General features: G+C 54.4%; 17 protein-coding genes and 3 pseudogenes. 5 read left to right on the forward strand and 15 right to left on the reverse strand.

Annotated features, from left to right (window positions below; translation table 11 throughout):
• Positions 1-167: 167 nt before the first annotated feature.
• Positions 168-308, reverse strand: a pseudogene (locus tag ACLD4K_RS20425) (hypothetical protein); the annotation flags it as partial.
• Positions 309-549: 241 nt separating this feature from the next.
• Between ACLD4K_RS20425 and rtcR the strand changes: the two are divergent.
• Entirely contained in the window at positions 550-2,133 is a 1,584-nt protein-coding gene (gene rtcR / locus ACLD4K_RS20430; protein WP_001232871.1) for an RNA repair transcriptional activator RtcR, read from the forward strand.
• On the opposite strand, the gene ACLD4K_RS20435 is transcribed toward rtcR, so the two are convergent.
• The 3 genes from ACLD4K_RS20435 to glpE form a co-directional block, all read right to left on the reverse strand.
• A complete protein-coding gene (locus ACLD4K_RS20435; protein ID WP_052939266.1) occupies positions 2,130-2,888 on the reverse strand; it encodes a DeoR/GlpR family transcriptional regulator in 759 nt (252 codons plus the stop codon). The genes rtcR and ACLD4K_RS20435 overlap by 4 nt on opposite strands.
• Before the next feature lie 93 nt (positions 2,889-2,981).
• The gene (gene glpG / locus ACLD4K_RS20440; protein ID WP_000928702.1) at positions 2,982-3,812 is read right to left on the reverse strand and encodes a rhomboid family intramembrane serine protease GlpG; all 831 of its coding nucleotides are present in this window, start codon (positions 3,810-3,812) and stop codon (positions 2,982-2,984) included.
• A 75-nt stretch (positions 3,813-3,887) separates the two neighbouring features.
• Complete coding sequence (gene glpE, locus ACLD4K_RS20445; protein ID WP_000434523.1) at positions 3,888-4,214, reverse strand: thiosulfate sulfurtransferase GlpE; 327 nt, start codon at positions 4,212-4,214, stop codon at positions 3,888-3,890.
• Between the two features lie 198 nt (positions 4,215-4,412).
• On the opposite strand from glpE, the gene glpD reads away from it, so the two are divergent.
• A complete protein-coding gene (gene glpD, locus ACLD4K_RS20450; protein WP_000448178.1) occupies positions 4,413-5,921 on the forward strand; it encodes a glycerol-3-phosphate dehydrogenase in 1,509 nt (502 codons plus the stop codon).
• Between the two features lie 91 nt (positions 5,922-6,012).
• Here glpD and glgP read toward each other — a convergent pair whose 3' ends face one another.
• The 6 genes from glgP to asd form a co-directional block, all read right to left on the reverse strand.
• On the reverse strand, positions 6,013-8,460 hold the full coding sequence (gene glgP, locus ACLD4K_RS20455) for a glycogen phosphorylase (RefSeq protein WP_000993424.1): 2,448 nt from the start codon (positions 8,458-8,460) through the stop codon (positions 6,013-6,015).
• A 19-nt stretch (positions 8,461-8,479) separates the two neighbouring features.
• Positions 8,480-9,913: a glycogen synthase GlgA gene (glgA, locus tag ACLD4K_RS20460; RefSeq protein ID WP_411012408.1), complete on the reverse strand. Its 1,434-nt coding sequence runs from the start codon at positions 9,911-9,913 to the stop codon at positions 8,480-8,482.
• Complete coding sequence (gene glgC, locus ACLD4K_RS20465) at positions 9,913-11,208, reverse strand: glucose-1-phosphate adenylyltransferase (protein ID WP_411012409.1); 1,296 nt, start codon at positions 11,206-11,208, stop codon at positions 9,913-9,915. Before glgC ends, glgA begins: the two co-directional genes overlap by 1 nt.
• 14 nt (positions 11,209-11,222) lie before the next feature.
• On the reverse strand, positions 11,223-13,199 hold the full coding sequence (gene glgX / locus ACLD4K_RS20470; protein ID WP_411012410.1) for a glycogen debranching protein GlgX: 1,977 nt from the start codon (positions 13,197-13,199) through the stop codon (positions 11,223-11,225).
• On the reverse strand, positions 13,196-15,382 hold the full coding sequence (gene glgB / locus ACLD4K_RS20475) for a 1,4-alpha-glucan branching enzyme (protein ID WP_000098543.1): 2,187 nt from the start codon (positions 15,380-15,382) through the stop codon (positions 13,196-13,198). Before glgB ends, glgX begins: the two co-directional genes overlap by 4 nt.
• Before the next feature lie 346 nt (positions 15,383-15,728).
• Positions 15,729-16,835 (reverse strand): aspartate-semialdehyde dehydrogenase, encoded by a 1,107-nt coding sequence (gene asd, locus ACLD4K_RS20480; RefSeq protein ID WP_000799939.1) that lies wholly within the window; start codon positions 16,833-16,835, stop codon positions 15,729-15,731.
• A 126-nt stretch (positions 16,836-16,961) separates the two neighbouring features.
• Here asd and ACLD4K_RS20485 point away from each other — a divergent pair.
• A pseudogene (locus ACLD4K_RS20485) lies at positions 16,962-17,336 on the forward strand (MarC family protein); the annotation flags it as partial.
• Here the strand turns inward: ACLD4K_RS20485 and gntU are convergent.
• The 5 genes from gntU to ACLD4K_RS20510 form a co-directional block, all read right to left on the reverse strand.
• Positions 17,259-18,599, reverse strand: coding sequence for a gluconate transporter (gene gntU / locus ACLD4K_RS20490; RefSeq protein ID WP_000105950.1), 1,341 nt, complete (start codon positions 18,597-18,599; stop codon positions 17,259-17,261). The pseudogene ACLD4K_RS20485 and the gene gntU overlap by 78 nt on opposite strands.
• Complete coding sequence (gene gntK, locus ACLD4K_RS20495) at positions 18,596-19,129, reverse strand: gluconokinase (RefSeq protein ID WP_000108342.1); 534 nt, start codon at positions 19,127-19,129, stop codon at positions 18,596-18,598. The genes gntU and gntK overlap by 4 nt, the downstream gene beginning before the upstream one ends.
• A 138-nt stretch (positions 19,130-19,267) precedes the next feature.
• A complete protein-coding gene (gene gntR, locus ACLD4K_RS20500) occupies positions 19,268-20,263 on the reverse strand; it encodes a gluconate operon transcriptional repressor GntR (protein WP_183059674.1) in 996 nt (331 codons plus the stop codon).
• 129 nt (positions 20,264-20,392) lie between these two features.
• Positions 20,393-21,088: a pirin family protein gene (locus ACLD4K_RS20505; protein ID WP_000639789.1), complete on the reverse strand. Its 696-nt coding sequence runs from the start codon at positions 21,086-21,088 to the stop codon at positions 20,393-20,395.
• Positions 21,089-21,211: 123 nt separating this feature from the next.
• Positions 21,212-22,249 carry an oxidoreductase gene (locus ACLD4K_RS20510; protein WP_411012411.1) on the reverse strand — a complete coding sequence of 346 codons (1,038 nt, stop codon included), beginning with the start codon at positions 22,247-22,249 and terminating at the stop codon, positions 21,212-21,214.
• A gap of 467 nt (positions 22,250-22,716) precedes the next feature.
• Here ACLD4K_RS20510 and yhhY point away from each other — a divergent pair, with 467 nt between their 5' ends.
• Positions 22,717-23,205, forward strand: a complete 489-nt coding sequence (gene yhhY / locus ACLD4K_RS20515) for an N-acetyltransferase (protein ID WP_001290279.1) — start codon at positions 22,717-22,719, stop codon at positions 23,203-23,205.
• Between the two features lie 46 nt (positions 23,206-23,251).
• Positions 23,252-23,871, forward strand: a pseudogene (locus tag ACLD4K_RS20520) (hypothetical protein); the annotation flags it as partial.

Raw genomic sequence — 23,871 nt, forward strand, 5'->3', positions numbered from 1 at the left:
ACTGCCCAGGTCCAAAATGGCAAGTAAAATAGCCCTAATGGGATAGGCTCTAAGGTGGCGACAAGTTTATGTGAATACACCGCTCTACCATTGCGCTACAGAGCCAGGCTCTGACGGGACTCGAACCCGCAACAAATGTAGATCCACCAGCATTCGTGCCCTCAGCGTTGCGCGAAAACCTCGCGAATAACCCGCGGCACGCTGCTTTGCAGATTGCTCCACGCCGACAGCAACTGATAAGGATAAACCCAGGACTGGCGCACCTGCGCCCTGTCCGCCAGCCGCTGCGCCTTGCTGGTTGCTGGCGTTGGCCAGCGGCGCGTCCCTTAACAGCGAACGGAACAACAGTGGATTAGCCATTTGTTTTTCCCATTTCCGTTATTCTCCATGCCAGATTTATTGCAACCAGCGTGCCAGAAAATAAATTATTTTTTAATCTATTGATTTTTAAGTTATTTATTTCTTTATCGTTCAGGTGAAAGAAAAATGCCTGCACGGCAGCCATTAAAAAGCGATAAAATTATCTCGTCTTTTAGAAGGAAATCTAAGATGCGAAAAACGGTGGCCTTTGGTTTTGTCGGTACGGTACTCGACTATGCAGGACGCGGCAGCCAGCGTTGGGAAAAATGGCGCCCTACCTTGTGTCTGTGTCAGCAGGAGACGCTGGTCGTTCACCGCCTGGAACTGCTGTACGATGCCCGCTCTCGCTCGCTGTTTGAAGGATTAAAGAAGGATATCGCCAGCGTCTCGCCGGAAACGGAAGTCGTCGGCGTAGAAATCGCGATCCGCAACCCGTGGGACTTCGAGGAGGTTTACGCCTGCCTGCACGATTTCGCCCGCAGCCATACCTTTCATCCCGAAGATGAAGACTATCTGATTCATATCACCACCGGCACCCACGTCGCGCAGATCTGCTGGTTCCTGCTGGCGGAGGCGCGCTATCTACCGGCGCGATTAGCGCAGACCTCGCCACCGCGCAAAAAAGATAAACCGCATAGCACGGGCGACGTGACGATTATTGACCTCGACCTCAGCCGCTACAATGACATCGCCACCCGCTTCGCCCAGGAGCGGGAGGAGACGCTCAACTTCCTGAAGTCCGGCATTGCAACCCGCAACCCGTGTTTCAACCGGATGATTGAGCAAATTGAGCGCGTCGCGATACGCTCCCGTTCGCCAATCCTGCTCAACGGCCCGACCGGCGCGGGCAAGTCGTTTCTCGCCCGTCGCATCTATGAACTAAAACTGGCCCGCCACCAGTTCAGCGGCCCGTTTGTCGAAGTGAACTGCGCCACCCTGCGCGGCGATACGGCGATGTCGGCGCTGTTCGGCCACGTTAAGGGGGCGTTTACCGGCGCGAGAGAGGAGCGTGCGGGACTGCTGCGCAGCGCCGACGGCGGCATGTTGTTTCTTGACGAAGTGGGAGAGCTGGGCGCGGATGAACAAGCCATGTTGCTGAAAGCCATTGAAGAGAAACGCTTTTACCCTTTCGGCAGCGACCAGCAGGTCAGCAGCGATTTCCAGTTGATTGCCGGCACGGTGCGCGACCTGCGCCAGCGGGTGGCGGAGGGGACATTCCGCGAAGACCTGTACGCGCGCATTAATCTCTGGACCTTCGAACTACCGGGCCTGCGTCAGCGCCAGGAAGATATTGAGCCAAACCTTGACTACGAACTGGAACGCCACGCGGCGCTAACCGGCGACAGCGTGCGTTTTAATACCGAAGCGCGCCGCGCCTGGCTGAGCTTCGCCACCTCGCCGCAGGCCGCCTGGCGCGGTAACTTCCGCGAACTCTCCGCCAGCGTCACCCGCATGGCGACGCTGGCGGACAACGGGCGAATCACGGTCGAAACGGTAGACGATGAAATCGCGCGTTTGCGCTATAGCTGGAATGACCATCGCCCCTCCGCGCTCGACGGATTGCCGGGCATTGACGCAACGGCGCTGGATCTGTTTGACCGTATGCAGCTGGAAAACGTCGTTGCGGTCTGCCGCCAGGCGAAAACCCTTTCCGACGCCGGGCGGCAGCTATTCAACGTTTCCCGCCAGGGGAAAGCCACGGTGAATGACGCTGACCGGCTGCGTAAGTACCTGGCGCGTTTTGGTCTGACGTGGGACGTTTTACAGAATTAACACAGCTCCAGTTGGATATGGTTCTCCGTCAACACCTGCATCACACCCGGCGGCGGCAGGGTATCGGTGTAGACCGCATCGACCATACTAATGCTGCCCATGTTTACCATCGCGTTACGGCCAAATTTGGAATGATCCACCACCAGCATCACATGGCGTGAATTTTCAATAATCGCGCGCTTGGTACGCACCTCGTGATAATCAAACTCCAGCAGCGAACCATCGCTGTCGATGCCGCTAATCCCCAGAATACCGAAATCGAGACGGAACTGGGAGATGAAATCCTGCGTCGCCTCGCCAATAATGCCGCCGTCGCGGCTGCGGAGTTCGCCGCCGGCGAGGATAATACGAAAATCCTCTTTCGCCATTAGCGTGTTCGCTACGTTCAAATTGTTGGTCACGATCCGCAAATTACTGTGCCCTAACAGGGCGTGCGCTACGGCTTCCGGCGTCGTGCCGATATCAATAAACAGCGTTGAACCATTGGGGATCTGGGCCGCGACTTTGCGAGCGATGCGCTCTTTTTCTTCCGTTTGCGTCGCCTTACGATCGTGCCACGGCGTGTTCACCGAGCTGGAGGGCAACGCCGCGCCGCCGTGGTGGCGCAAAATCATATTCTGTTCCGCCAGATCGTTAAGATCCCGACGAATGGTTTGCGGGCTGACAGAAAAATGCTCCACCAGCTCTTCCGTACTGACGTACCCCTGTTTTTTCACCAGTTCAATGATCGCGTCATGCCGTTGTGTTTGTTTCATGAATAATCTCTGAAAGTAACCAACCTTGCGCCGGATAGCGGCATTCGCCCTACCCGGCCTGGAAAAATATCTCGACCACAGGCCGGATACGCCTCACGTTCGTTTTCGCGCATTCAGCGTATCAACAAAGGCCATCGCTAAACCGACGATAAGCCCGGCGATGTGCGCGCCGTTCGCCATAGACATGCCAAACCAGTCAAACCAACCAGCGACTATCCACAATAATGCAAAAATAATTAAGCCGCGCTGGAGGTAAATTCCGCTTTGCGGATCGCGCTCTCCGCGCAGCCACACGTACCCCATCAGCGCATAGACGACGCCAGACAGCCCGCCAAACCACGGGCCGCTAAATTTCTGCTGTACATAGCCGCTTAGCAGCGCGCTTATCACCGTAATGACGATTAATTTACCGCTGCCCAGGCGCTTCTCTACCGCCCCGCCGAGATACCACCACCACAGCAGGTTAAAAAGAATATGCATCAGTGAGAAGTGCATAAAGATATGGGTGAAGTAGCGCCAGACTTCAAATTTTAAAACCGGATCGAACGGCCACGCCAGCCACACCATCACCGTCTGATCGCCGATGAGACTCATCGCGATATAGACCAGCACGCAGGCGAGCATCACGATCCAGGTAACAGGGCCGGCTCGTTCACGCAGCGTGGCGAGAAAGGGAAAACGGCGGTAGCGTAGCCCGCTGTTAGTCTGCCCGGACTGCCAGCTAGCCGCCAGATAACGCGGATCGCCGGGATTTTCTATAAACCGCGCCAGCTCGACCCGCACACGTTCGGCCTGCGATTCATCCGCCAACCAGATATCGCTTTGATTATGTTGCTGAATAGTAAGAATGACGCCCTGGGTGGCCATGTAATCAACAAATGCCTGCGCCACGCGAGGATTCGCAAAGGAAGTAATCATCAACATTATTGCTGTCGCTTAGTCCATACAAAAGAAGACAGTATATATACCCTTCTCGTCGGAGGCTGCATCTTTATGGGATTACGCGCCATTTGCGACATCGGCAGGGAAACGGCGATGCCAGGCCTCAAACCCGCCGTCAATGCTGTAAACCGCATCATAGCCTTGCTGGAGCAGATACTGCGCGGCGCCTTTACTACTGTTGCCGTGATAGCACATTACCATCACGGCGGTATCGAAACCATGCTCACGCATAAACGCGCCCAGCGTATCGTTAGTCAAGTGAAACGCCTGCGGCGCATGACCCATGGCATAACTTTGCGGATCGCGAATATCGACCAGCACCGCCGCGCCCTGGTGCAGTTTCTGATACGCCTCTTCTACAGTGATACATTCAAATTGTTCCATGAATCGCTCTTTCATTATTGCCGGTGAAGCCAATTAAGGCATTTTATCGCCCAGTGTACGTTGACGGAGTAGCTTAACGCCATAATGTTATACATATCACTCTAAAATGTTTTTTCGATGTTACCAATAGCGCGTTTCTTTGCTATTATGTTCGATAACGAACATTTTTGAACTTTAACGAAAGTGCAAGAGGGCAGCATGGAAACCAAAGATCTGATCGTGATAGGCGGGGGCATTAACGGTGCAGGCATCGCGGCTGATGCCGCCGGACGCGGTTTGTCCGTACTCATGCTGGAAGCGCAGGATTTGGCCTGCGCGACCTCTTCCGCCAGTTCGAAACTTATCCACGGCGGATTACGCTACCTTGAGCACTATGAGTTCCGTCTGGTCAGCGAAGCGCTGGCAGAACGTGAAGTGCTGTTGAAAATGGCGCCGCACATCGCCTTCCCGATGCGTTTTCGTCTGCCGCACCGCCCGCATTTACGTCCGGCCTGGATGATCCGTATCGGTCTGTTTATGTACGATCACCTCGGCAAACGTACCAGCTTACCCGGTTCCACCGGTGTGCGGTTTGGCGCAGATTCGGTGCTCAAACCTGAAATCGTGCGCGGATTCGAATATTCCGACTGTTGGGTAGACGATGCGCGTCTGGTGCTGGCTAACGCACAGATGGTGGTGCGTAAAGGCGGCGAAGTCCTTACCCGTACTCGCGCAACCGCCGCTCGTCGGGAAAATGGTCTGTGGATTGTCGAAGCGGAAGATATCGACACCGGTAAAAAATATGTCTGGCAGGCGCGCGGACTGGTTAACGCCACCGGACCGTGGGTCAAACAGTTCTTCGACGAAGGGATGCACCTGCCGTCACCGTATGGCATCCGCCTGATCAAAGGCAGCCATATCGTCGTGCCGCGCGTCCATAATCAGAAGCAGGCGTATATTCTGCAAAACGAAGATAAGCGTATCGTCTTTGTCATTCCGTGGATGGAAGAGTTTTCGATCATTGGCACAACCGATGTCGAATATAAAGGCGATCCGAAAGCGGTAAAAATTGAAGAGAGCGAAATTAATTACCTGTTGAAGGTCTATAACGCGCACTTCCAGAAACAACTGGGGCGCGATGACATCGTCTGGACGTACTCCGGCGTCCGTCCGCTGTGCGATGATGAGTCCGACTCGCCGCAGGCGATCACTCGCGATTATACCCTTGATATTCATGATGAAAACGGCAAAGCGCCGCTGCTTTCCGTGTTTGGCGGTAAGCTCACGACCTACCGTAAGCTGGCCGAACATGCGATGGAAAAACTGGCGTCTTATTATCCAGGCATCGGGCCGGCATGGACCAAAACGTGCGTACTGCCCGGCGGCGACATCGACGGCAGCCGCGAAGATTACGCGGCGAAGCTGCGTCGTCGTTATCCGTTCCTGACGGAATCGCTGGCGCGCCACTATTCGCGCACTTACGGTAGCAACACGGAGTGGATTCTCGGCGAAGCTACGTCACTGCTTGATTTAGGCGAAGATTTCGGTCATGAGTTTTACGAAGCGGAACTCAAGTACCTGGTGGATCACGAATGGGTACGCCGTACTGAAGACGCTATCTGGCGTCGCACCAAAGAAGGCATGTGGCTGACCGCCGAACAGCAGTCCCGCATCACTCAGTGGCTGGCGGCGTATGTTGAGAAACACCAGCTTTCACTGGCGTCCTGAGAAAAATGCCGGATGGCGGCTAACGCCTGATCCGGCCTACAAGGATACATAAACGTAGGCCGGGCAAGCGAAGCGCCGCCGGCATCGGGATTTACAACCGCACCGGATCAATATGCCAGATATTTTCGGCATACTCTTTGATGGTTCTGTCCGATGAGAAGTAGCCCATATTGGCAATGTTGAGCATCGCTTTCGTCGTCCACTCTTCCGGGCGACGATACAACTCATCCACCTTATCCTGGCAGTCCACGTAGCTGCGGTAGTCCGCCAGCACCTGATAGTGATCGCCAAAGTTAATCAGCGAATCTACCAGATCGCGGTAACGGCCTGGCTCTTCCGGATTAAAGACGCCGCTACCAATCTGCGTCAGTACCTGATGTAGCTCTTCATCTTTTTCATAATAGTCGCGAGGCTTATAACCCTGCCTGCGCAACGCTTCCACCTCTTCTGCAGTATTACCGAAGATAAAGATATTCTCCTCGCCGACATGCTCCTGCATCTCTACGTTCGCGCCATCCAGCGTGCCAATGGTGAGCGCGCCGTTCAGGGCAAATTTCATATTACTGGTGCCGGAAGCTTCTGTCCCTGCCAGCGAAATCTGCTCAGACAGGTCGGCAGCGGGAATGATCACCTGCGCCAGGCTGACGCTGTAGTTCGGGATAAACACCACTTTCAGCTTGTCGCCAATCTGCGGATCGTTGTTAATCACTTTCGCCACGTCGTTGATCAGATGAATGATGTGTTTTGCCATGTAATAGGCGGAAGCCGCCTTACCGGCAAAAATATTCACCCGCGGCACCCAGTCGGCCTCCGGATTTTCTTTAATACGGTTATAGCGGGTAATGACATGCAGTACGTTCATCAACTGCCGCTTGTATTCGTGAATACGCTTAATCTGCACGTCAAATAACGCTTTAGGGTTCACCACCACATTCAGTTGTTGCGCTATCACTACCGCCAGCCGCTTTTTATTTTCCAGCTTCGCCTGACGCACCGCATGATTGACCAGCGGATAATCACAATGCTGTTTCAGCTCGCTGAGCTGACTAAGATCGGTACGCCAGGTACGACCAATATTCTCATCCAGCACGTCAGACAGCGGCGGGTTTGCCAACGCCAGCCAGCGGCGCGGCGTAACGCCGTTAGTGACGTTACAAAAACGGGTCGGGAAAATCTTCGCAAAATCCGCGAACAGCGACTGCACCATCAGGTTGGAATGGAGTTCAGAAACGCCGTTGACTTTATGGCTGACCACCACCGCCAGCCAGGCCATCCGTACCCGGCGGCCGTTCGACTCATCAATAATCGACGCGCGTCCAAGCAGGCTGGTATCGTTGGGATATTGCTCTTGCAACGTTTTCAGGAAATAGTCGTTAATCTCGAAGATAATCTGCAGGTGACGGGGCAGAATTTTCCCCAGCATATCGACAGGCCAGGTCTCCAGCGCCTCGCTCATCAACGTATGGTTGGTATAAGAGAAGACCTGACAGCACACCTCAAACGCGTCGTCCCAGCTAAATTTATGTTCATCAATCAGCAGGCGCATCAGCTCCGGAATTGACAGCACCGGATGCGTATCATTGAGGTGAATGGCGATTTTATCCGCCAGATTCTCATAGGTTTTATGCAGTTGATAATGACGGTGCAGGATATCCTGCACTGTCGCCGAGACCAGAAAATACTCCTGGCGCAGGCGTAGCTCTCGTCCGGAATAGGTGGAATCGTCCGGGTAGAGCACCCGTGAAACGTTCTCAGAGTGGTTTTTATCTTCCACCGCCGCAAAGTAGTCGCCCTGGTTGAATTTACCGAGGTTGATTTCACTACTGGCCTGCGCATTCCACAGCCGCAGTGTGTTAGTGGCGTCAGTGTCGTAACCGGGGATAATCTGATCATACGCGACGGCCAGGATCTCTTCCGTCTCAATCCAGCGCGCTTTTTTACCTTCCTGCTGAATGCGCCCGCCAAAAAGCACCTTATAGCGCGTATTGTGCCGCTTGAACTCCCACGGGTTGCCATATTCCAGCCAGTAATCCGGAGATTCTTTTTGCCGCCCGTCGACAATATTCTGCTTAAACATGCCGTAATCGTAGCGAATGCCATACCCGCGACCCGGTAATCCTAGCGTCGCCAGCGAGTCCAGGAAGCAAGCCGCCAGCCGTCCTAAACCGCCGTTGCCAAGCCCTGGGTCATTCTCTTCATCGATCAGCTCTTCGAGATCTAAGCCCATGGCCTCCAGCGCGCCTTTAACGTCATCATAAATGCCCAGCGAGAGCAGCGCGTTAGAGAGGGTACGACCAATCAAAAACTCCATCGACAGGTAATAAACCTGCCGGGTTTCCTGCGATAATTGAGCTCGATTAGAACGCAGCCAGCGCTCCACCAGACGATCGCGCACCGCGAACAATGTGGCGTTCAGCCATTCATGTTTATTGGCAATGACCGGGTCTTTACCAATCGTAAACATCAGCTTATAGGCAATAGAATGCTTAAGCGCCTCAACGCTGAGAGTGGGCGATGCATAAGTAAACGGAGCATTCATATAAATGATTCCTGGATGACTATTTCAAGCGATAGTACAGCTCGCGGTATGATTTCGCGGCAACTTGCCAGCTAAAATCCATCGCCATCGCCTGCCGTTGTACAAACCGCCAAAGCGAAGGCCGTGACCACAACACAAAAGCACGCCGAATCGCGCGTAGTAACGACCAGGCGTTACTGTCTTCGAAGACAAAACCGCTGGCGATACCGTCCGCCAGATTTTCCAGCGAACTGTCGGAGACCGTATCGGCCAACCCCCCGGTACGCCGTACCAGAGGCAGCGTGCCATACTTTAAGCCATATAACTGCGTTAAGCCGCACGGTTCAAAACGACTGGGCACCAGAATAACGTCCGCGCCGCCCATAATGCGATGCGAGAAAGCTTCGTGATAGCCGATCTGTACGCCAACCTGCCCTGGGTGTTCCGCCGCCGCCGCGAGGAACCCTTCCTGAAGCACCGGATCCCCCGCGCCGAGTAGCGCCAACTGCCCGCCTTGCTCCAGCAGCCCCGGTAACGCCTCCAGCACCAGATCCAGACCTTTCTGGTTGGTCAGACGGCTTACCACGGCAAACAGCGGCACTTTGTCGTTAACCTTCAACCCCATCGCAATTTGTAGCTGACGTTTGTTTTCCGCCTTCTCTTCCAGGGTATCGCGCGTGTAGCGCGACGCCAGCAGCAGATCGGATTCCGGGTTCCAGATCTTCTCATCCACGCCGTTCAGTATGCCGGACAAGCGCCCTTCCAGATGACGCTGACGCAGCAGGCCTTCCATACCATAAGCAAACTGCGGTTCGGTAATTTCACGCGCATAGGTCGGGCTCACCGCCGTAATATGGTCGGCATAGTACAAACCGGCCTTCAAAAAGGAGAGTTGTCCGTTGAACTCCAGCCCATGCATATTAAAGAATGACCACGGCAGTTCGATGTCATCCATATGCTTTGCATAAAACATGCCTTGATAGGCCAGGTTGTGTACGGTAAAGACCGATTTCGCCGGCCGCCCGCGCGCCGCCAGATAGGCGGGCGCCAGCCCGGCGTGCCAGTCATGGGCGTGCACCACGTCGGGGCGCCAGAATGGATCAAGTCCGCAGGCCATTTCACAGCCGACCCACCCTAACAGGGCAAAGCGCAGCACGTTATCGGTATAGGCATATAAATTCGTATCGTGATAGGGACTGCCTGGACGCTCGTATAGATGCGGCGCGTCGATCAGATAAATGCCCACGCCGTTATAATGCCCGAACAGCAGCGATATCTTACCGGCGAAAGTATCGCGGCGGCTCACCACATGCGCATCGGGTATCCCCCGACGGATATCGGGAAACCCGGGAAGCAGAACGCGAACATCAACACCATTCGCAATTTGTGCCGCAGGCAACGCGCCTATCACATCCGCCAGCCCCCCAGTCTTCAGCAGGGGGAACATCTCTGAACATACATGTAAAACCTGCATTATCGCTCCTGTTTGACCTGCAGTTTGCGCAGCATTTCACGCGTGACCAGTACAATACCTTCTTCTGAACGGTAGAAACGACGAGCGTCCTCTTCCGCATTTTCACCAATCACCATGCCTTCCGGGATAATACAGGCACGGTCAATAACACAGCGACGTAAACGGCAGGAGCGCCCTACCCAAACCTCAGGTAACAACACTGCCGAATCAATATTACAAAAAGAATTTATTCTCACCCGTGGGAAGAGCACAGATTGCACCACCACCGAACCGGAGATAATGCAGCCGCCAGAGACCAGCGAGTTCAGCGTCATACCGTGGCTACCGGAGCGGTCCTGCACGAATTTCGCAGGCGGTAGCGATTCCATATGCGTACGGATAGGCCAGTTCTGGTCATACATATCCAGCTCCGGCGTCACCGAGGCTAAATCCAGGTTCGCCTTCCAGTAAGCTTCCAGCGTACCTACATCGCGCCAGTACGGTTCGGCTTGTGGATCGGACTGCACGCAGGAGAGCGGGAAAGGATGCGCGTAAGCCATACCTTCGCGGGTGATTTTGGGGATAATGTCTTTACCGAAATCGTGGCTGGAAGCGTCATCTTTATCGTCTGCCGCCAGCAATTCATACAGGTAATCGGCGTCAAAAACGTAAATGCCCATACTGGCCAGCGATTTGCTGGCGTCACCAGGCATTGCGGGGGGATTCGCCGGTTTTTCGACAAAATCAATAATCTTGTCGCTTTCATCGACCGCCATCACGCCGAACGCCGTCGCTTCTTTGATCGGCACCGGCATACAGGCCACCGTGCAACGCGCGCCCTTTTCAACGTGATCGATCAACATACGCGAGTAGTCCTGCTTGTAGATATGATCGCCTGCCAGGATGACGACATATTCCGCTTTATAGCGACGAATAATATCCAGGTTCTGGGTCACCGCGTCTGCCGTACCGCGATACCAGTTTTCGCCCTGCATTCGCTGTTGGGCTGGCAGCAGATCGACAAATTCGTTCATCTCTTCGCTAAACAGTGACCAACCGCGCTGAATATGTTGCACCAGCGTGTGGGACTGATACTGAGTGATCACGCCGATACGGCGAATCCCGGAGTTCAGACAATTCGATAAGGCGAAATCGATGATGCGGAACTTCCCACCAAAGTGGACGGCAGGTTTGGCGCGTTTGTTCGTTAAATCTTTTAGACGCGTGCCGCGGCCGCCGGCCAGGATTAGGGCAACAGATTTCAGTGGCAGCTGGCGCGCCAACATTACACGATCGTTCTTCTCTAAACTCACCATGATTCACTCCTTTTTTATCCTCTCTGGAACACACACAGTCCATGCGCAGGTCCCTGCCAGACCGCCGTTATCACCGGATTATCCTCTCCAGCGAATGGGGGAACGGCGCGCCATTCCCCTTCGGGTAAAACGATATCTGTCACCTCAAGCGTGGCATTTATCGCAATCAGAAAACGGTCCGACAACAGAATTTGCATCAGCTTAGGCCCGTTTTGCCACTCATCCGCACTCAGGGGTTGCGCGTTTTTATTCAGCCAACGCACGTTGCCATCACCTTCTTCCCACCAGCGATTGTCGGTTAAAGCCGGTATCTGCTGACGCAAACGAATCAGCGCGGCGGTAAACGTGGTTAACCCACGGTTTGCCTGCTGCCAGTCCAGCCAGGTTAAGGCATTATCCTGACAGTAGGCGTTATTGTTGCCGTGCTGGCTATGGCCGTGTTCATCGCCTGCCAGCAGCATCGGCGTTCCCTGAGAGAGCAGTAGCGTCGCCAGCAGGGCATGAATGCTATCGCGCCGCCGCTCCATTAAATCAAGCGGACCGCCTAATCCTTCTTTACCATGATTGTCGCTGTAATTGTTGTTGGTGCCGTCGCGATTTTCCTCACCGTTCGCCTCATTGTGTTTCTGATTGAAACAGACGCAGTCCCGGAGCGTAAAACCATCATGCGCCGTGAGCAGATTGACCGAGACGCCGGGCGTGCGACCATTGCGTTTAAACACATCGCTGGAAGCGGCGAAACGACAGGCAAACTCCCCGATCGTCAGGTTACGCGGCAACCAGAATCGGCGGGCCGCATCGCGAAAATGGTCGTTCCACTCGGCAAACGGTGGCGGAAAATTCCCGACCTGATAGCCGCCCTCGCCAATATCCCACGGTTCAGCAATCAGCTTGACCGTTGATAACACAGGACACGCTTTAATCGCGGCGAACAGCGGCGCATCCTGGCGAAACGTCGGCGTGCGCCCCATGACGGACGCCAAATCAAAACGAAAACCATCGACATGACAGGTTTCCACCCAATAGCGCAAACACTCGCACGCGTATTCCACCACGCCAGGATGGCTTAAATTGAGCGTGTTGCCGCACCCCGTCCAGTTGTGATAATCGCCATCGTCCCTTATCCAATAATAGCTACGGTTATCAATTCCGCGCAGGGAGAAGGTTGGACCGTCCAGATCCAGCTCGGCGCTATGGTTTAATACGATGTCCAGAATGACCTCAATCCCCGCGCGATGCAGCGCTTTCACCGCGTCGCGAAACTCGTCCAGCGCCGTCTCGGGCGAACTGGCCCAGGCGGGATGCAGCGCGAACATCGCCATCGGGTTATAACCCCAATAATTGGTCAGTCCCATACGTTGCAGGCGCGGCTCGCTGGCAAACTGCGCCACCGGCAACAGTTCCAGCGCCGTAATGCCAAGCTGTTTGAAATACGCCACCATGACCGGATGACCGAGCGCTTTATAGGTGCCGCGTATCTCCTGGGGGAGTTCCGGATGCAGGTAGGTCAGCCCTTTGACATGCGCTTCATAGATGACCGTTTTTCCCCACGGCGTGCGCGGCGCGGCGTCATCTTCCCAGTCATAATGGTCGCTGATTATCACGCTTTTCGGCGCCACCGCCGCGTTATCGCGGTAATCCGGTTCATCGTGTCCGCCGTGCAACAGCGGATGATCTTTTAGTTCGCCCTCGACCCGGCGCGCATAAGGATCAAGCAGTAACTTCGCCGGATTAAACCGATGCCCCTGCGCTGGTTGCCACGGGCCATGTACGCGATAGCCATAGCGCAAACCTGGCCTGGCACCTGCCAGATAACCATGCCAGACATCGCCGCGACGTCCTGGCAGGTCATAGCGACGCTCATTCCCTCGGGAATCAAAAACGCACAGCTCTACGCGCTCCGCATGGGCGGAAAAGAGCGTGAAATTCACGCCATGACCGTCATACGTTGCGCCATGCGGCGTTGCTTCGCCGATCGCAAGCTGCGTCATTCCCCCTCCCGCATCAGCCAGATCGTCGCCAACGGCGGTAACGTCAGGTTAAGAGAGTGCTGACGGCCATGGCTTTCGATCTCATCGCTGTGCACCACGCCGCCGTTGCCGGTGTTGCTACCGTGATAATGCATCGAATCAGTATTGAGAATTTCACGCCAGCGTCCCGGCTGGTTGATGCCAAAGCGGTAGTCGTGGCGAGGAACGGGCGTAAAGTTGCTGGCGACGATGATCTCGTTACCAGCTTTATCACGGCGTACAAAAATCAGTACCGAGCGTTCATTGTCATCGACCACCAGCCACTCAAAGCCGTAAGCATCAAAATCCAGCTCATGCAACGCTTTATGGTGGCGATAGGTGTGGTTGAGATCGCGTACCAGACGCTGAACCCCGTGGTGCCAGTTATCGCCCCCCTCCAGCAGGTGCCAGTCGAGGCTGGCGTCATGGTTCCACTCGCGTCCCTGGGCAAACTCATTCCCCATAAACAGCAGTTTCTTGCCGGGGAAGGCCCACATCCAGCCATAATAGGCGCGCAGGTTGGCAAATTTTTGCCACGCATCGCCCGGCATACGATCGAGAATGGATTTCTTGCCGTGAACCACCTCATCGTGCGACAGCGGCAGAACAAAGTTTTCGGTATGGTTGTACAACATACCAAAGGTCAGCTTGTCGTGATGATACTGGCGGTACACCGGGTCCAGCTTCATATAGTCCAGCGTGTCGTGCATCCAGCCCAGGTTCCACTTGTACCAGAACCCCAGGCCGCCCGTTTCCGGTGGACGCGTCACGCCAGAGAAGTCTGTCGACTCTTCCGCCATGCTGACCGCGCCGGGCACCTGCTCGCCAATAATGCGGTTGGTATTACGCAGAAACTCAATGGCTTCCAGGTTTTCACGACCGCCGAACTCGTTCGGTATCCACTCGCCCTCTTTGCGGCTGTAGTCGCGGTAGATCATAGAGGCCACCGCATCGACACGCAGTGCATCAATCCCAAAACGCTCCATCCAGTACAGGGCGTTACCCACCAGATAATTACTGACTTCACGACGACCATAGTTGTAGATCAGCGTATTCCAGTCCTGGTGATAGCCCTCGCGCGGGTCGCTGTGCTCATAGAGGTGGGTGCCGTCAAACTCCGCGAGGCTAAATTCATCGGACGGGAAATGGCCCGGCACCCAGTCGAGAATGACGTTAAGGCCCGCCGCATGGGCCGCATTGATGAAATAGCGGAAGTCGTCCCGCGTACCAAAGCGGCGGGTCGGCGCATAGAGGCCGGTCGGCTGGTAGCCCCAACTGCCGTCAAACGGATGTTCGTTGACCGGCAAGAGTTCAAGGTGCGTAAAGCCCATCCATTTGGCGTAAGGCACAAGCTGATCCGCCAGCTCACGATAGCTCAGCCAGAAATTGTTATCCGTATGGCGGCGCCATGAACCTAAATGCACCTCATAAATCGAGATCGGCGCATCAAACTGATTGGCTTTTTGTCGTTCTTCGCCTGGCGTCACTTTCTCCGGCAGTCCGCAAATCATCGACGCCGTTTCCGGACGCATCTGCGCCTCAAAAGCATAGGGATCGGCTTTAATGCGCAGATTACCATTCGCATCAAGCAGCTCGAATTTATACAGTTGTCCATTATGCGCGCCGGGGATAAACAGCTCCCAAATACCGCTCTCTTTGCGCAGACGCATCGGGTGGCGACGCCCATCCCAATAGTTGAATTGCCCGACAACCGAAACGCGACGAGCATTAGGTGCCCAGACGGAGAAACGGGTGCCAGTGACGCCATCCATCGTATCGGCGTGCGCGCCCAGCGTTTCATAAGGACGCAGGTGGGTGCCTTCCGACAATAGCCAGGCATCCATTTCCTGTATTAATGGACCAAAACGATAAGGATCGTCGATGAGGTTCTGCTGTCCGTGCCAGGTCACGGCGAGCTGATAGCGAAAGAAATTTTTACGTCGGGGTAAAACGCCGCAGAAAAAACCGCGAGCGTCGAGACATTCCAGTTTGCCGACTTTACGTCCGGTTTTGGGTTCAATCACCCATACGTCGGTGGCGTCAGGTAATAGGGCGCGGACTTCTAGTCCGGCTTGGGTCTGGTGCATTCCGAGTACGGAAAAAGGGTCCGCAAAATGTCCTGCAATTAGCGCATTAATCACGTCTCTATCGATACGACTGGACATGGTTTGTCATCCTGTTTTGTGGCGTCACTCCATCTCACTGAATTCAACATCAGGTAGTGACACTTCTTTGACCTGAACGGCGCAGCACACTGTGCATCCTATCTGCGTCGTCCTACCTTCAGGTTAGGCTTAATACCCGTGGGATTAAGCTACCCTTAAAGAATAGCCAATGCTCTACTTAACTCCTGATAAAAATGAAACATCTGCGTTTACTCCTGTATTACGCAAAAAAAAGGGTGACAATGCACCCTGGTTTAACACAAATTTCCCCGCCGGATGGCGGCGCTGACGCGCCTTATCCGGCCTACAGAACCACACGCAGGCCCGATAAGCGCTGCAATAGCCACTACGCCAACTGGCGCAGCATTCGACGCAGCGGCTCGGCGGCGCCCCATAACAACTGGTCGCCTACGGTAAACGCCGACAAGAACTCTGGCCCCATGTTCAGCTTACGCAGACGACCAACCGGCGTAGTCAACGTGCCGGTCACCGCCGCCGGGGTTAATTCGCGCATAGTGATATCACGATCGTTCGGCACCACTTTCGCCCACGGATTATGTGCCGCCAGCAGTTCTTCCACCGTCGCAATGGATACCTCTTTTTTCAGCTTGATGGTGAACGCCTGGCTGTGACAGCGCAGCGCGCCGACGCGCACGCACAAACCATCAACCGGGATCACAGAGGCAGTATTGAGGATCTTGTTGGTTTCCGCCTGGCCTTTCCACTCTTCGCGGCTTTGGCCGTTATCGAGCTGTTTGTCGATCCAGGGGATCAGGCTTCCCGCCAGCGGTACGCCAAAGTTATCCACCGGCAGCTCGCCGCTGCGGGTCAATGCCGTAACTTTGCGTTCAATATCAAGAATTGCGGAAGACGGCGTCGCCAGTTCATCGGCGACATGGCCATACAACTGACCCATTTGGGTTAACAGCTCGCGCATATGACGCGCCCCGCCGCCGGAGGCGGCCTGATAGGTCGCGACGGATACCCAGTCAACGAGATTATGGGCAAAGAGACCGCCCAGCGACATCAACATCAGGCTAACGGTACAGTTACCGCCCACAAAGGTCTTCACGCCATTGTTCAGGCCGTCGGTAATCACGTCCTGGTTGACCGGGTCGAGAATAATAATGGCATCATCTTTCATGCGCAGCGTAGAAGCCGCATCAATCCAGTAACCCTGCCATCCGCTTTCGCGCAGCTTTGGATAAATTTCGTTGGTATAATCGCCGCCCTGGCAGGTCACGATGATATCGAGCGCTTTTAGCGCATCCAGATCAAAAGCGTCCTGTAGCGTGCCGGTGGAGGTGTCGCCGAAGGTGGGCGCCGCCTGTCCAAACTGGGAGGTAGAAAAGAAAACAGGGCGAATAGCGTCGAAATCGCGCTCCTCTACCATGCGTTGCATGAGAACAGAGCCGACCATTCCGCGCCAGCCGATAAAACCAACATTTTTCATAGCGTTTTTTTCCTGCAAAGAGATGTGCTGTGTATGCGCGCCCGTATCCTGTGGCGCATCCTTCACCATACAAAAAGCAGCCAAAGTCGCAAGTGATATTAATCAATGATAGCGAAGCCATCAGTAATGCGACTTATCCTGCCTTACCGCGCAAGCAGAAAGTCCAGTGGCGATTATCAGGGAATTTGCGTTAGGAAGGGAATCATTTCCGTCGCTGTTTTATTGATCCTAATTATGGATCAGCGTAGAAATTTGCCTGTTTTTATGCGCGTACTGAAACATGGCGAGGCAAAATGTCGTTGGGCGATTGCCATGCACACCTCAATAAAAAAACCGGGTAGCGATTACGCCTTACCCGGCTTACGGTATCGATATGTGCCCGTTTCCAGGCCCGGTAAGCACAGCGCCACCGGGCAACAAGACTCAGCTCAGCAGTTGGAAAGCAATCATTCCGACAATCGCGCCGACCGTGCCGAGGATAGTTTCCATCATCGTCCAGGTCTTCAGCGTCTGCGCTTCGGTCGCGCCGGTAAATTTACCGAACAGCCAGAAGCCAGCGTCGTTAACATGAGAAACCACAATTGAACCGCCGGCGATACAGATAGAGAGCGCTGCCATCTGCGCGCCGGAGAAATTCAGTTGCTCAATGACCGGCATCACCAGACCGACCGCGGTTAAACACGCCACGGTCGCGGAACCCTGAATGATGCGCACCGCCGCCGCCAGCACAAAGCAGGTAATGGCAATCGGCAGTCCCATACCGGTTAACGCTTCGCCCAGCGCCGGGCCGACGCCGGAGTCAACCAGTACCTGTTTGAACACCCCGCCTGCGCCAATCACCAGCAGGATAATGCCCGCCGGTTGCAGCGCGTGGCCGCAGATTTCCATCACTTTGTCTTTCGGCATCCCCTGGCGCATCGCCAGGCCGTAAATCGCTACCAGACAAGCGACCAGAATCGCAGTGAAGGGGTGGCCGATAAACTCAAACCATTCGTAAGCGGTGGAACCTTCCGGCACAAAACGCGCGGCGATCGTTTTCAGTCCTACCAGCACCAACGGCAGCAGGATCAGCGACAGGCTGAAGCCGAAAGAAGGCATTTTGCCTTCGCCCAGATGCGGCTCGGTAATGTCGTCAGGAATACGCAGCTCAACGTAACGGCTGATAAAATTCCCCCACAGCGGCCCGGCGATAATCATGCCAGGAATGGCGGCGCACAGCCCAATCAGGATCATCCAGCCGAAATCAGCATGCATCTGGGAAGCCAGCAGCATCGGCGCAGGCCCAGGCAACAAAAACGCCGCGGCTGCCGCCACGCCCGCAAACAGCGGAATGACCAGCTTCACCAGGTTTGTGCCGGTATGACGCGCCATAGAGAACGCCACGCTTATCAGCAGCACAATCGCCACTTCAAAGAACAGCGGCAGCGCGCAAATCAAGCCGGCCAGGCCAATCGCATAGTGCGCGCGGTTATGACCAAAGGATTTAAGCATCTTGACGGCTATCTGATCGACCGCGCCGGTTTCATGCAGAATTTTACCGAACATCGCCCCCAGCGCGACCACAATCGCCAGGAATCCCAGCGTGCCGCCCATCCCTTTTTCCATGGTCGCGGCGATTTTATCAAGCGGCATCCCTGAAAAAAGCCCCGCGCCCATTGAGACGACCATTAACGCGACGAAGGCGTGCATACGCGCCTTCATCACGAGAAACAGCAGCAGTAAGACGGAACCGACGGCGGTTAAAACCAGTGTTAATGTACTCACAGCGTACTGCCTTTATTGATGACCTCAATGGTGCTCGCCACGACGCCTTCCAGCGGCTGGTCGATATCCACCACCAGAACATCGCGTTCGTCGGCACCCGGCTCTTGCAGCGTTTCAAACTGCGTCACCAGCATCTGGGTTTTGAAGAAATGGCCTTTGCGCGCTTTCAGACGGCTTTCAATGACGTCGAAATCACCTTTCAGATAGATAAAGGAGAGGTTAGGGTTTCCCTCGCGCAACAGGTCGCGATAGTGTTTTTTCAGTGCGGAACAGACAATCAGCGAGATTTTATTGGTACGCTGCATCGCGAAAGCGGCGTCGTTCAGCGCCTGCAACCACGGTTTGCGGTCATCATCATTCAACGGCTCGCCGGAGGCCATTTTTTCAATATTGCAGCGCGGATGCAGAAAATCGCCGTCCAGAAACGCGGCATGAAGCTGATGCGCCACGGCGCTTGCGACAGCGGATTTACCGCTGCCTGATACGCCCATCAGAACGTAAACGTGGTGATCATGATTAGTCGTGCTCAAAGCGGGCCCCCACTCTACAAGTTGCAAAATTTGTTACGGGTAACTGTTATCGGTAACATTGTCCAACCGCACCATTCACGACGCAATGACCATTCGTGCCAAAAGTGAATAAGTGTGAGCTACTTCAAAGTTGTCAGACTAAATAGATCCGCCCGGTGACAAGGTGAAACCTAAATCTAACATTTTCGGCGTGACCGTTTCGCCGCGAATGCGGGCCAACAGACGTTCCGCGCCAATGCTGCCCATTCGCTCGCGCGGCGTCAGGACGCTTGCCAGACGCGGTTCCATCACCTGGCCGATGTCATGACCGTGGAACCCGGCGATCGCCATGTCGTCCGGGATTTTTAGCCCCAGGCGCTGGCATTCGAAGGCCGCCCCCACCGCCAGGTCATCGTTGGTGCAAAAAATACCGTCAAGCTGTGGGTATTCGCGTCGCGCCTGGCGCATGAGTTCGATACCGGAAGAGTAGGATGAAGATTGCTCCATCATCACACTGTAAGGAACCAGTCCTGCGTCCCGCATCGCCTGTTCATAGCCCTTCTGCTTGATGATAGTACGTTCGTCGAGGCGCGCCCCCAGATAGGCGATATGACGATGACCGCGCGCGATAATCGCGGCGGTCATCTGGCGCGCGGCCTCGAAGTTGTCAAAACCGACGGCAATATCGAGACACGGCGACTGGCTGTCCATCAGTTCCATCACCGGAATCCCGGCGACTTCGATCATTTTTAAGGTGCGCGGCGTATGGGTACGCTCAGTGAGGATCAGGCCGTCGATATTCCAGGAGAGCATCGATTCCAGGCGCTCCTGCTCCATCTCCGGTTTATAGCCGTAGTGCGCCAGCATGGTTTGATACCCGTGGGCGTCGGTGACAGCCTCAATGCCGCGTAACACTTCCGCAAAGACCTGGTTGGTTAAAGACGGCAGCAGAACGCCAATGGCGCGGCTGGTGGCGTTGGAAAGAATGTCAGGCGCGCGATTAGGAATGTACCCGAGCTCATCAAGCGCAGCCGCAATTTTACCCCGCAGCGCGACGGAGACCTGCTCCGGATTACGCAAAAAACGGCTGACCGTCATTTTGGTCACGCCCACACGGTCGGCCACATCCTGAAGTACGGGTCTTTTCTTTTTCATCGTCCTGAAAGGTATAAAAGGGATAGATTTGCCCAGTTTACCACGGACGTGCGGAATTAATGACAAACGATGAAAAGCCGGATGGCAACGCTTTCGCGTCTTATCCGGCCTACAAAAGGTTACAGCACGTTAGACTGGCGGCAAGTCAAACAACAACACTTCACTGTCGCTGTCGGCATGAATCGAGATTGCCTGCTCATCCCAAATCGCAAGGCCGTCGCTGGTCGTCGCTTTGGTACCGTTAATGGTCACGTTACCTTTTACCACCTGGATCCAGACGCGGCGCTCAGCGGCAATCTGATGCACCGACTGCTCATCTTTGAGCAGCGCCCAGCGGTACAGCTCCATATCCTGGTGGACCTTCAGCGAACCATCGCGAGCATCTGGCGAAAGCACCAGTTGCTTGCCCTGCGCGGCGTCGAAGCGACGCTGTTCGTAGCGCGGCGTGATGCCGGTTTCTTGCGGAATGATCCAGATCTGGTACAGCCGCAGACGATCCGTTTTGCTCGGGTTGTACTCGGAGTGGCGAACGCCGGTCCCGGCGCTCATAATCTGGAATTCACCTGCCGGAACCTGTTCTTTATTGCCCATACTGTCCTGGTGTTCTACGGCGCCTTCCAGTACATAGGTCAAAATTTCCATGTCTTTATGCGGATGCGTGCCGAACCCCTGGCCTGCGTCAATCACATCGTCGTTAATCACACGCAGCGCCGAGAACCCCATAAAGTTCGGATCGTAATAATCGGCAAAAGAAAAGGTATGCCAGGAGTCAAGCCAGCCATGATTCGCATGACCGCGGTCGTTTGCTTTGCGTAAGTAGATCATTGTGTTCACCCCCAGATGTTTTCGATGGAATAAGTGTGGACTCATTCCGTCCGGGATCATAGAGGGTGAAAATTGACTCCTCTGTTCAAAAAATATGAATAAGCGCAGAGGAGTCTGTAATGGCTATTTAGCGAGGGTTATCGTCGCAGGCGATGCCTGTTCGAAAGCACGTTCGAGGATTTCCAGATTGGTAAGAACTTCAGATTCCTTGACGTAATTAGGCGTACCGACGGTCAACGTCTGGTACAGCGCATCATAAACACGACCATAGTCACCCGTTTCCGGTTTCACCTCTTCTTTCACCGTAACGCCGTCGTCATTGACATACTCCAGCACACCGACGGATTCGTCAGCGGCAAAACCCGGCTCGCCAGGCATAATGTTCGCTTTCAGGCTGGTTTCTTGTTGATCGATACCGTATTTCACAAACGAACCTTTAGTGCCGTGAACAATAAACTTCGGATAGTCGATTTTCACCAGATGGCTGGTTTTAACGATAGCCTTCAAATCGCCATAAAACAGTTGCGCTTCAAAGGTGTCATCCGGGTTCGCTTTATTACGCAGGCTACGAATGTCATACGCGACATGATCCGGGCGGCCAAATAGCGAAATAATTTGATCCATGGTGTGGACGCCAAGTCCGTAGAAAGCGCCATCCTGCGGCAGGCCCGGTTTGGTTTCCGCCACGGGTCGGTAGTAGTCAAAATGGCTTTCAACTTCGACAATCTTGCCCAGTTTCCCGCTCTCAATCGCTTTTTTAGCCGTGAGAAAACAGGAATCAAAACGCCGATTCTGATATGGCGTGACGGTCAGTCCTTTGCTTCGCGCCAGGTCGAACAACACTTTTGCCTCCGCCAGCGTCGGCGTGAAAGGTTTCTCAACCAGCACATTTTTACCCGCTTCCAGCACGCGTTTAGCGTATTCGAAATGGCTGTCAGCATGGGTACAGACGATCACCAATTTTACCTGCGGATCGCCCAACACCTCATCCAGATCGCTGGTGAAGTGAATATGTGAATACTGCGGCACCTGCTCTTCCGGTTTAGCGTGACGACGGAAAATATGCGCGACATGCCAGGTATCTTTACGATTCAGAACGTAGGGGAGATGGTAACGGGTGGTGCTTTTGCCGAATCCAATAAATGCGCAGTGTAAGGTCATGAGACGATCCTTTTGAAGATGATTGTTTACACCATAGCGCAAAGCGTGAGGAGACTGAATGTTGGATTCTTTGACGGTGGCGGAGAAGCCTTTTCGGGCCTACAAAAGCAGATGCCTCAAGATCGGCCGTCGGCGTCGCGGTCAGTTTGTTCACGGCAAGCGCGCAGGGGCCGGAGCGTACTAAATGTACGTGAGGAGCACGAGCACTTCCCGGGGACAAAATGACAAGTAAGCCAGGCTGAAACAAACCCCAAAAAAAAAGCCAGCAAAAGCTGGCCAAAATAATACTGGAAGCAATGTGAGCAATGTCGTGCTTTCAGGTTCTCCGCAGGGGTTCCCCTGAATGCAAGGCAATAATAATCATTCTCATTCGCACTTGTCTACTTCTTTTTGCAAAAAAATGCGGTTGACGGAATTTTCTTTCTCAGCGAGTGTAAATACACAATTACCCCTGCAGGAGATAAGGAATGAGTGAAATAGTGATACGCCACGCTGAACCGAAAGATTACGACGCCATTCGTCAGATCCACGCCCAGCCGGAGGTGTACCACAACACGCTACAGGTTCCTCATCCTTCCCTCGAAATGTGGCAGGCGCGGCTAACCGAGCAAGCCGGGGTTAAACAACTGGTTGCCTGCATTGACGATATTGTCGTTGGCCATCTTTCTATTCAGGTCACCCAACGTCCCCGCCGCAGCCACGTGGCCGATTTTGGTATCTGCGTGGATGCCCGGTGGCACAATCGCGGCATTGCCAGCGCGCTGATCCGCACGATGATCGACATGTGTGACAACTGGCTGCGCGTCGAGCGTATCGAGTTAACGGTGTTTGTTGATAACGAGCCCGCGGTGGCGGTGTATAAGAAGTACGGCTTTGAAATCGAAGGCACTGGTAAGAAATACGGCCTGCGCAACGGTGAGTACGTTGATGCGTACTTTATGGCGCGCGTGAAATAAATTTAAGGGCGAGTCTTATCGCCCCTCTTATTGAAAGGACGCAATAGTGAAAAAGTACCTTCCCCTGGTGTTGCTGGCTACACTCCCCCCAGCCTTCGCCATTACCGTACAAAATCTCGATTCCGTACCCAGCGCCATTAAACATTCGGAAGGTAAACAGATTTTTGCTGAGCAAATGGCGGGAACAACACCTGCGAAAGGATTTGGCGAGCTTCCGCAGGGATTATCCGAGAACCAGTGGATTGCCTGGGTTGCGCCGAATGAAGATCCTGACAATCTGATTCTCACGGGAGCCAAAGCCTGGGGCAAAGACGGCAAATATATTGGCATGGCCTGTTTCGCTGACAATCAGGCCGATGCCGCGCAGGCAAAGAAATATGCGGATAACAACTGTCCAGAGAACTACAGCAACGGACGCGCTAATAAATTATATCTCGGCGTTTTTTCCTGGCAGAATCCACAGCTAACGCCTATTGCACGCTCGGAAAAACCGTTAAACCAGCTCTCAGAGTGGAATAAAGCCGCTGAAAAAGAGAGCGATGATGAGTCCGTCAGACCACTGGCTTATTAAACAAAGCTGGATCTGGCACCGTACCGGATCGCGCCTGATACCCTGGCATTTGGGGTGCGGGGTGGATACTCCAATGCCTACTCCGGCGGCGGCGC

It is taken from the genome of Salmonella sp. 741265055_HSA (assembly GCF_046569525.1).
Taxonomy (GTDB): Bacteria; Pseudomonadota; Gammaproteobacteria; order Enterobacterales; family Enterobacteriaceae; genus Salmonella; species Salmonella enterica.

Bases quoted from the DNA above. Each gene is read 5' to 3' on its own strand.
- rtcR (WP_001232871.1), top strand. From the start codon at position 550: ATGCGAAAAACGGTGGCCTTTGGTTTTGTCGGTACGGTACTCGACTAT.
- ACLD4K_RS20435 (WP_052939266.1), bottom strand. From the start codon at position 2,888: ATGAAACAAACACAACGGCATGACGCGATCATTGAACTGGTGAAAAAA.
- glpG (WP_000928702.1), bottom strand. From the start codon at position 3,812: ATGTTGATGATTACTTCCTTTGCGAATCCTCGCGTGGCGCAGGCATTT.
- glpE (WP_000434523.1), bottom strand. From the start codon at position 4,214: ATGGAACAATTTGAATGTATCACTGTAGAAGAGGCGTATCAGAAACTG.
- glpD (WP_000448178.1), top strand. From the start codon at position 4,413: ATGGAAACCAAAGATCTGATCGTGATAGGCGGGGGCATTAACGGTGCA.
- glgP (WP_000993424.1), bottom strand. From the start codon at position 8,460: ATGAATGCTCCGTTTACTTATGCATCGCCCACTCTCAGCGTTGAGGCG.
- glgA (WP_411012408.1), bottom strand. From the start codon at position 9,913: ATGCAGGTTTTACATGTATGTTCAGAGATGTTCCCCCTGCTGAAGACT.
- glgC (WP_411012409.1), bottom strand. From the start codon at position 11,208: ATGGTGAGTTTAGAGAAGAACGATCGTGTAATGTTGGCGCGCCAGCTG.
- glgX (WP_411012410.1), bottom strand. From the start codon at position 13,199: ATGACGCAGCTTGCGATCGGCGAAGCAACGCCGCATGGCGCAACGTAT.
- glgB (WP_000098543.1), bottom strand. From the start codon at position 15,382: ATGTCCAGTCGTATCGATAGAGACGTGATTAATGCGCTAATTGCAGGA.
- asd (WP_000799939.1), bottom strand. From the start codon at position 16,835: ATGAAAAATGTTGGTTTTATCGGCTGGCGCGGAATGGTCGGCTCTGTT.
- gntR (WP_183059674.1), bottom strand. From the start codon at position 20,263: ATGAAAAAGAAAAGACCCGTACTTCAGGATGTGGCCGACCGTGTGGGC.
- ACLD4K_RS20505 (WP_000639789.1), bottom strand. From the start codon at position 21,088: ATGATCTACTTACGCAAAGCAAACGACCGCGGTCATGCGAATCATGGC.
- ACLD4K_RS20510 (WP_411012411.1), bottom strand. From the start codon at position 22,249: ATGACCTTACACTGCGCATTTATTGGATTCGGCAAAAGCACCACCCGT.
- yhhY (WP_001290279.1), top strand. From the start codon at position 22,717: ATGAGTGAAATAGTGATACGCCACGCTGAACCGAAAGATTACGACGCC.